Genomic DNA, 8,336 nt, shown 5'->3' on the forward strand with positions numbered 1-8,336 from the left:
GGCCGCGAGTACGACGCGAGCGTCTTGCGCACCTCGGCGTCGATCGAGTCCTCGAGCCGGGACTCCTCGGAGAGGACCCGGATGAGCTCGGGCCGGAGGTCGTCGGGCGCCTTCACCTGCACGCCGGCGGTGGCTGTCAGCTCCTTCATGATGAGGTCGGCCAGGTGGAAGATGCGCTCGCGGCTCATACGCATCAGAGGATGAACCCCCGCTCGCGCGCCAGCTTCTCCTTCACCTTGCCGAGCAGGGCCCGATAGTCGGCGGCGGAGTCCTTGATGGCCTTGGCGTGCTCGAGCAGCAGCTTGCGGGCGTCGGTGTCGAGCTGCTCCTCGGCGGCGAGGTTCTCCAGCACCACGGTGCGCACGGCGACCCGCGCCGCTGCCTCGTCCTTCACCTCGAGTACCTTGCGTGCGGTCAGCCGCTTCAGCACGGCCTCCGTCATTCGCTCGGCAACCTCTTCGCGCCGCGGCATGACTGGCAAAGGGTAGCGTCGTCGCTGCGGAGAGTCAAGGAAGCGGGCGGCAGCGAGAAGGTCACGCGCGTGCCGCGCCCCGGCGCGCTCGCCACGGCGATGGATCCGCCCTGGGCCTCGACGAGCGCCTTGACGACGGCGAGCCCGAGGCCCATGCCGGGCGCGGCGCGGGCCGCGTCCGGCGCCCGGAAATACGGCTCGAAGATCCGGCTCAGGGCTTCGGCGGCGATGCCCGGTCCCTCGTCGGCGATCGTGGTGGCCACGCTGCCGGCGGACCACTCCGCGGAGAGCATCACCCGGCTGCCCGGCGGCGAGTACTTGATCGCGTTCGCCAGCAGATTCTTCACGATCCGATCTAGCGCATCGGGATCGGCCAGCACCCCCAGGCGCTCGTCGCACGCCAGAAGGATGGACGGACTCGACCCGCCCCGGCGGAACACCTCCGCCGCCGACTCGAGCGCGGGCTTCACTGCCACGGGAACCGGGTGGACTCGCAGGCCCATGCCGTGCTCGATGCGCGAAAGGTCCAGCAGGTCGTCCACGATACGGCCCAGGCGCCCGGTCTCGCCCTGGATGATGGCGGCCAGCCGCGCCGCCTCCTCCCCGGCCACGCGACGAGTGGCCAGCAGCTCGCTGAACCCGAGCAGCGCGGTCAGCGGCGTGCGCAGCTCGTGCGACACCGTCGCCACGAAGGTCGACTTCGCGCGATCCAGGGTTTCCAGGCGCTGCGTCGCCGCGGCCACCTTGTCGGCGAGCTCGGCGTTGAAGCGACGGCGGGCGGCCGCCAGGCGCGCATTCTCCAGGGCCAGACCGAGGTAGGCGCCCAGATCGACCAGCGACACTCGCTCGTTCGCGCTCAGCTCACCCACCCGCTCCAGACCGAGGACACCGATGGCCTGGCCCCGGGCCAGCAGCGGCACGGCGAGGACGCGACGCGCTCGAGGCTCGGTGCCCGTGTCGGACACGAACACCGGCGCTCCCGAGTCGAGCGCCCGGGCGACGACGGAGCCGGGCGCCACACGCTGACCGCCGGCCACGATGAGCTCGTCGCCATCGCGGGCGACGAGCACGAGGGCTGCCGCCCCGCAGCGCTCGACCAGCAGCGCGCGCAGGCGGTCCAGCAGCTCGGGCAGCGCCCGCGCCTCGGCCACCACGACCTGGATGGCCAGGAGCGTCTCGTACCGGGCCCGCTGCCGCCGGGCCGTGCCGGCCAGCGCGCCGACCAGCGGCGCGATGCCCAGCAGCGTGACGTAGCCGATCAGCTCCTCGATCGCCGCCGCCGTGATGCCGCCCTCCTCGAGATGGGCGAACAGGCGGGGGGCCTGCGCCATGACGGCGACGCCGGCGCTCAGCGTGCCCCCGACGAGCCCGGAGCGTACGGCGGCGGCGAGCACCGGAAGCACGAAGAGATGTCGCAGAGGCGAGGCCGGGCCCGGGTCGAGCGCCGGCAGCAGAGCGCCCAGACCGGCCAGGCCGACGGCGATCAGCGTCCAGGCGCCCAGCATCAGCGGGTGCGCGGGGATCGGCGGTCACTGAGCCGTCCGCACATCACGTACCCAACAGGCGATACGCGGCGAAGAACGCCAGGGCGCTTGCCAGGCCCGGCAGCAGGCTGCCCGACCACCAGAACAGCCAGGAGTTGATGGCGCTCAACAGGGTCAGGTAGATCGTCGCGCCGGCGAGCACCTCCACCGCCGACGGCAGCCGCGGATCAGGCAGAAAGCGGGCCAGGTACGCGAGCGTCGCGACGGCCGCGCCGGTCGCGAAGGAGACCCGGCGTTGAAGGCCGTCGAACACCACGCCGCGGACGAACAGCTCGGCCGACGGGATGTTCAGCCCGACGTCGTACGCGAGGGCCAGGAGCCAGGCGGCCACCCCGTCGTCGCGCAGGCGGTAGCCGAGCGTGAACGTTGCGGAGAGCAGGACGTGGCTGCCCAGCACGACACCAGCGAGGCTGCCGACGAGAAGGGCGATCATCGATGTCGGCCGGCCCCCCAGCGGAGCGAGTTGCCCTCGCACCCCCAACCAGGAAAGCCAGGCGAGCACCGCGAGGTACGCCAGGGACCCGTGGGCCTGGATTCGGGAGGCGACGGCGCCGACCGCGATCAGGGCCAGCGTGATGATCGCCGGCGTCGTGACGGTCCAGGCTCTGCTGGCGCCGGCCGCCGCACCGAGCGCCGCCGTCAGCAACGCCCCGTGCAGCGCGGCGACGAGGACCGCGCGGACATCGCCGGCCGGCAGATACCCGCCGCCCGCGAGCACGAGCGCGAGCGCGACGGTGCCGACGAGAATCAGGGCCGGCACCCTGGCCACGACGGGGACGTCCGTCGGAGCGGCCGGGACGTCGTGCTCAAGCGCCCACATCGACGGGGTGCAGCCGGAGGAGCGCCGCCACCACGCCGGCGTCCAGCGTGGCCCCGGCCTCGGCGGCGAGGCGGGCGCGCGCCTCTGGAACCGTCAGCGCCCGGCGATATGGTCGATCCGAGGTCAGCGCGTCGAACACGTCGGCGACCGCGACGATGCGGGCGCCGAGCGGGATGGTTTCGCCGGCGAGCCCGTCGGGGTAGCCGCTGCCGTCCCAGCGCTCGTGATGATGACGGATGATCAGGGCGCCGGCGGCCAGAAAGTCGAAGGGCGCCACGATCTGCGCTCCCACGACCGGATGGCGCCGCATCGCGTGCCACTCGAGCTCGGTGAGCGGCCCGCGCTTGGTGAGGACGGCCTCGGGCACGCCGATCTTGCCGATGTCGTGCAGCAGCCCGGCCTGGGCGATGGATTCCGCGTCGGCCGCGGCCAGCCCGAGCGCCGCCCCCAGGGCGCGACTCCAGGCGCCGACCCGGTCCGAGTGGCCCCGGGTGTAGGCGTCCTTGGCCTCCAGCGCGTTGGCCAGCCCCAGCAGGGATTGGGCGACAGCGCGCTGCATCCGCTGGTAGAGCTGCCGAACGTCCTCAGCGTAGCGCAGCGTCTGGGCATACGCGGCGTTGAGCCGCCGGTAGGCCAGGCTGAGGTCGCCGTCCTCGGGCGTCGCTACTTTCGTGCCCACAAGGTCACGCCGGGGATCAGCGTTTCGACGAGGGAGAGCAGTCGAACCGGCGAGAACGGCTTGGTCAGGTACTCGTCGGCGCCGGCGGCCAGCCCCGCCCTCACGTCGTCTCTCTGCGCGGCGGCCGTCAGCATGACGATGCGCGCACCGGAGAGGCTCGGATCACGGCGCAGGCGGCGGCAGACCTCCAGCCCGCTCAGGTCGGGGAGGTGGACGTCGAGCAGGACGACCTGGGGACGGACGGCCGCAGCCAGCTCCAGCGCCTCGGTGCCTGACGTCGCCGCGACGACGTCCAGGCGGTCGTCCTCCAGGGTGACCCGCACCAGCTCCACGATGTTCGGCTCGTCGTCGACGATGAGCACCGTCGCCATGCCGCGCTGCCGGTGCCAGAAGCGTGCCCGGCGACGCTACCGCATGGCGCGGCTTTAGGTGCAGCCCGCGCCGAGGTCTGCTCGCGCGGTTGGGCAGGGTGCCCCGAGCACAGGGCAACGCGATCGGCGGGACGTGTCTACTGCGATCGACCGGCGACTTGCAGGCGGCTGAGCGCGCGAGCCAGCGCAGCCTGGGCTCGCGCGTAGTCGATCTCGTCCGTGCCCCGGCCGGCCAGGCGCTGCTCGGCGCGCTGCCGGGCGCGCTCGGCCCGGTCACGGTCGATCTCGTCGGGGCGCTCGGCGGTGTCGGCCAGCACGATGACCTTGTCGTTGCGCACTTCGCAGAACCCGTCGGCCACCGCCAGGTGGAACTCTTCCCGCCCCGTTCGGTACGTCAGCTCTCCGACGCCGAGCGTGGTGAGAAACGGCGCGTGGCCGGGCAGGACCCCGAAGTACCCCTCGACGCCGGGGGCCACGACCTCGTCGACCTGCTCCGAGACGACAAGCCGCGTGGGCGTGGCGATCTCGAGCGTGAGCCGGTCGGCCACTCAGGCCGCCTCGCGCAGCCGCTTGGCCTTGTCCATGGCTTCGCCGATGTCGCCGACCATGTAGAAGGCCTGCTCGGGCAGGTCGTCGTGCTTGCCCTCCACGACCTCCTTGAAGGACTTCACCGTGTCGGCCAGCTTGACGTAGCGGCCCGGCTGGCCGGTGAAAGCCTCGGCCACGGAGAAGGGCTGGGAGAGGAAGCGCTGGATCTTGCGAGCCCGGCCCACGATCAGCTTGTCCTCGTCCGAGAGCTCCTCCATGCCCAGGATCGCGATGATGTCTTGTAGATCTCGGTAGCGCTGCAGGATCGACTGCACGGCGCGCGCCGTCCCGTAATGCTCGTCGCCCAGGACGATGGGGTCGAGGATCCGGGAGGTCGAGGCCAGCGGATCGACCGCGGGGTAGATGCCAAGCTCGGTCAGGCCGCGGCTGAGCACCGTCGTCGCGTCCAGGTGGGCGAACGCCGTCGCCGGCGCGGGGTCGGTGATGTCGTCGGCCGGCACGTAGATGGCCTGCACCGAGGTGATGGAGCCCTTCTTGGTCGAGGTGATCCGCTCCTGCAGCGCCCCCATCTCGGTGGCCAGGGTAGGCTGATAGCCGACCGCCGAGGGCATCCGGCCCAGCAGCGCGGACACCTCGGAGCCGGCCTGGGTGAACCGGAAGATGTTGTCGATGAAGAGCAGCACGTCCTGCCCTTCCTCGTCGCGGAAGTACTCGGCGGCGGTGAGGCCGGTCAGCCCCACGCGCAGCCGCGCGCCGGGGGGCTCGGTCATCTGGCCGAAGATCAGCGCGGTCTTCTCGATGACGCCGGACTCCCTCATCTCGTGGTAGAGGTCGTTGCCCTCGCGCGTGCGCTCCCCCACCCCGGCGAAGACGGAGATGCCGCCGTGCTGCTTGGCGATGTTGTTGATGAGCTCCTGGATGAGCACGGTCTTGCCGACGCCGGCGCCCCCGAACAGCCCCGTCTTGCCACCCTTGGTGTAGGGCTCGAGGAGATCGACCACCTTGATCCCGGTCTCGAACATCTCGACCTTCGTCGATTGCTGCTCGAAGTTGGGGGCCGGCCGGTGGATGGGATAGGTCTTCCGGGTCTTGATGTCGGGGCCCTTGTCCACCGGCTCGCCGATGACGTTGATGATGCGACCCAGGGTCTCCTTGCCGACCGGGATCACGATCGGCTGGCCGGTGTCGACGACACCCCGGCCCCGTGTCAACCCCTCGGTCGAGGCCATGGCCACCGCCCGCACCGTGCTCTCGCCGAGATGCTGGGCCACCTCGAGCACCAGCCGCTTGGAGTACGAGAAGATGTCTTTCATCTCGACGCCCTCGACCTCCAGGGCGTTGTAGATGGCCGGGAGCTGCCCCGGTTCGAACTCCACGTCGACGACGGGCCCGATGACCTGAACGATCTTGCCCCGGTTCATGCGTTCGCTCCCTGGCGCAGCGCCTCGGCGCCGCCGACGATGTCGAGCAGCTCTTTGGTGATCTTCTCCTGGCGCGCCTTGTTGTACTGGATCGTGAGGACGTCGATCATTTCCTTGGCGTTCTTGGTGGCCGCCTCCATGGCGGTCATCCGCGCGCCGTGCTCGCCGGCCACCGACTCCATCAGCGCCCGGTAGACCTGGGTGCGCACGTGGCGCGGCAGGAGGTCGCTCAGGATGGCCTCGGGGCCGGGCTCGTAAAGGTACTCCACCGGCTGGGCGTCCGCCTCCGGCCCTTCCGCTCGCGCGATGGGCAGCAGGCGCACCCGCACGGGACGCTGGACGGCCACCGAGCGGAACTCGTTGTAGACGAGGTGCACCTCGTCCACCTCGCCCTCGAGATACTGCGCCATGAAGAAGTCGGCCAGCTCCTGAGCGTGGCTGAAGGCCAGGCGGTCCCAGAAGCCCAGCATGCTCCGCTTGACCGCCCACGGCCGGCGCCGATAGAAGTCCCGCGCCTTGCGCCCCACCACCACGAGCGTGACGTCGGCCTGGCTCGACTCCCGGACCAGGGCTTGCGCGTGGCGAAGGATGTTGGAGTTGAAGGCGCCGGCCAGGCCCCGATCGGCCGTGATGATGACGACCTGCCGTCGCGGCCCTTCGCGCTGCTCGAGCAGCGGGTGCGCGGCGCCGTCGCTCCCCGCGGCGGTGACCAGGTTGCCGAGCAGCTCGGCCATCTTGCCGGCATAGGGCCTGGCGGCCAGGATCCGCTCCTGGGCCCGGCGCAGCTTGGCCGCCGCCACCAGCTTCATGGCGCGGGTGATCTTCTGGGTGGACTGTACCGAGCGGATGCGCCGGCGGATGTCGCGGAGCGTCGCCATGCTGCGCTACGCCGCCTTGATGCCCCGGGCCGCCATGAACTCGGCCTTGGCGTCCTGCACCGCCTTCGTCAGCTGCTCCATGAGGGCCGGGCTCAGCTCTTTCTTGTCCTTGATCTCCCGCAGGAGGGCGGCCTGGCTGCGGTCGAGCGAGCCGAGCAGGAACTCCTCGAACGGCTGGACGGCGTCGATGGGGAGGTCGTCGAGCAGCCCCTGGGTGCCCGCAAAGATGCTGGCCACCTGGTTCTCGACGGGCAGCGGGCGGTACTGGCCCTGCTTGAGCAGCTCGACCATGCGCTGGCCGCGGGCCAGCTGGGCCTGGGTCGCCCGATCCAGATCGGAGCCGAACTGGGCGAAGGCGGCGAGCTCGCGGTACTGGGCGAGATCGAGCCGCAGCTTGCCGGCGACCTGCCGCATGGCCCGGATCTGGGCGGAGCCGCCCACCCGGGAGACCGAGAGGCCCACGTTGACCGCGGGCCGGATGCCGCCGTAGAAGAGGTCGGCCTCCAGATAGATCTGCCCGTCGGTGATCGAGATGACGTTGGTCGGGATGTAGGCCGACACGTCACCCAGCTGGGTCTCGATGATGGGCAGCGCCGTCAGCGAGCCGCCGCCCAGCTCGTCGTTGAGCTTGGCCGCCCGCTCGAGCAGCCGCGAGTGCAGGTAGAAGACGTCGCCCGGGTAGGCCTCGCGCCCGGGGGGACGCCGCAGCAGCAGCGAGAGCTGGCGATAGGCGGCGGCGTGCTTGCTGAGGTCGTCGTAGATGCAGAGGGCGTGGCGGCGGGAGTCGCGGAAGTACTCGCCCATGGTGACGCCGGAGTACGGCGCGATGTACTGCAGCGGCGCCGGCTCCGCGGCGGAGGCCACGACGACCGTCGTGTAGGCCATGGCGCCGTGGTCTTCCAGGACCTTCACCACCTGGGCCACCGTCGACTGCTTCTGGCCGACGGCCACGTAGACGCAGAAGACGTCCTCGCCCTTCTGGTTGATGATCGTGTCCACGGCCAGCGCCGTCTTGCCGGTGCCGCGGTCGCCGATGATCAGCTCGCGCTGGCCCCGTCCGATGGGGATCATGGAATCGACGGCCTTCAGCCCGGTCTGCAGCGGCTCCTTCACCGAGCGGCGATCGACCACGCCGGGGGCGTAGCGCTCGATCGGCCGGAACTCCTTGGCGGCGATGGGCCCCTTGCCATCGACGGGCTCTCCCAGCGCGTCGACCACGCGGCCGACGAGCGCCTCGCCCACCGGCACCTGGGCGATCCGATTCGTGCGCTTGACGACGTCGCCTTCCTTGATGAGCCGGTCGCTGCCGAGGAGCACGGCGCCGACCTGATTCCGCTCGAGGTTGAGCACCATGCCGACGACGTCGTTGGGGAACTCCAGCAGCTCACCGGCCATGGCGCGGTCCAGCCCGTAGATGCGGGCGATGCCGTCGCCGACCTCGATGACGCGGCCGACCTCCTGCAGATCGACCTCGGCCTCGTAGCCCGCCAGCTGCCGCTTGATGATCTCGCTGATCTCTCCGGCCTTGATCATGCTCTGGCCCTTTCTATTGAACAGGGCATGGGCCCCGGGCTTCGCCACGCCCATGCCCCGCCGGAATCA

Annotated in this window: 10 protein-coding genes; all 10 read right to left on the bottom strand. The window is 70.9% G+C overall.

Going from position 1 to position 8,336, the window contains the following annotated elements:
- On the bottom strand, positions 1-188 hold a 188-nt coding region (locus tag VFR64_19655), incomplete at its 3' end, for a hypothetical protein (protein HET9491951.1).
- Between the two features lie 5 nt (positions 189-193).
- Positions 194-442, bottom strand: coding sequence for a DUF507 family protein (locus VFR64_19660; GenBank protein HET9491952.1), 249 nt, complete (start codon positions 440-442; stop codon positions 194-196).
- On the bottom strand, positions 439-1,977 hold the full coding sequence (locus VFR64_19665; GenBank protein HET9491953.1) for an ATP-binding protein: 1,539 nt from the start codon (positions 1,975-1,977) through the stop codon (positions 439-441). The genes VFR64_19660 and VFR64_19665 overlap by 4 nt, the downstream gene beginning before the upstream one ends.
- Before the next feature lie 43 nt (positions 1,978-2,020).
- Positions 2,021-2,836: a CPBP family glutamic-type intramembrane protease gene (locus tag VFR64_19670; GenBank protein HET9491954.1), complete on the bottom strand. Its 816-nt coding sequence runs from the start codon at positions 2,834-2,836 to the stop codon at positions 2,021-2,023.
- Positions 2,823-3,515, bottom strand: a complete 693-nt coding sequence (locus tag VFR64_19675) for an HD-GYP domain-containing protein (protein ID HET9491955.1) — start codon at positions 3,513-3,515, stop codon at positions 2,823-2,825. Before VFR64_19675 ends, VFR64_19670 begins: the two co-directional genes overlap by 14 nt.
- Positions 3,500-3,886, bottom strand: a complete 387-nt coding sequence (locus VFR64_19680) for a response regulator (protein ID HET9491956.1) — start codon at positions 3,884-3,886, stop codon at positions 3,500-3,502. The genes VFR64_19675 and VFR64_19680 overlap by 16 nt, the downstream gene beginning before the upstream one ends.
- Before the next feature lie 137 nt (positions 3,887-4,023).
- Positions 4,024-4,434 carry a F0F1 ATP synthase subunit epsilon gene (locus tag VFR64_19685; GenBank protein ID HET9491957.1) on the bottom strand — a complete coding sequence of 137 codons (411 nt, stop codon included), beginning with the start codon at positions 4,432-4,434 and terminating at the stop codon, positions 4,024-4,026.
- Complete coding sequence (gene atpD, locus VFR64_19690; protein ID HET9491958.1) at positions 4,435-5,856, bottom strand: F0F1 ATP synthase subunit beta; 1,422 nt, start codon at positions 5,854-5,856, stop codon at positions 4,435-4,437.
- On the bottom strand, positions 5,853-6,734 hold the full coding sequence (gene atpG, locus VFR64_19695) for an ATP synthase F1 subunit gamma (protein HET9491959.1): 882 nt from the start codon (positions 6,732-6,734) through the stop codon (positions 5,853-5,855). Before atpG ends, atpD begins: the two co-directional genes overlap by 4 nt.
- A 6-nt stretch (positions 6,735-6,740) precedes the next feature.
- Positions 6,741-8,267, bottom strand: coding sequence for a F0F1 ATP synthase subunit alpha (gene atpA, locus VFR64_19700; protein HET9491960.1), 1,527 nt, complete (start codon positions 8,265-8,267; stop codon positions 6,741-6,743).
- Positions 8,268-8,336 lie beyond the last annotated feature (69 nt).

This window comes from Candidatus Methylomirabilota bacterium (assembly GCA_035709005.1).
GTDB lineage: Bacteria > Methylomirabilota > Methylomirabilia > Rokubacteriales > CSP1-6 > 40CM-4-69-5.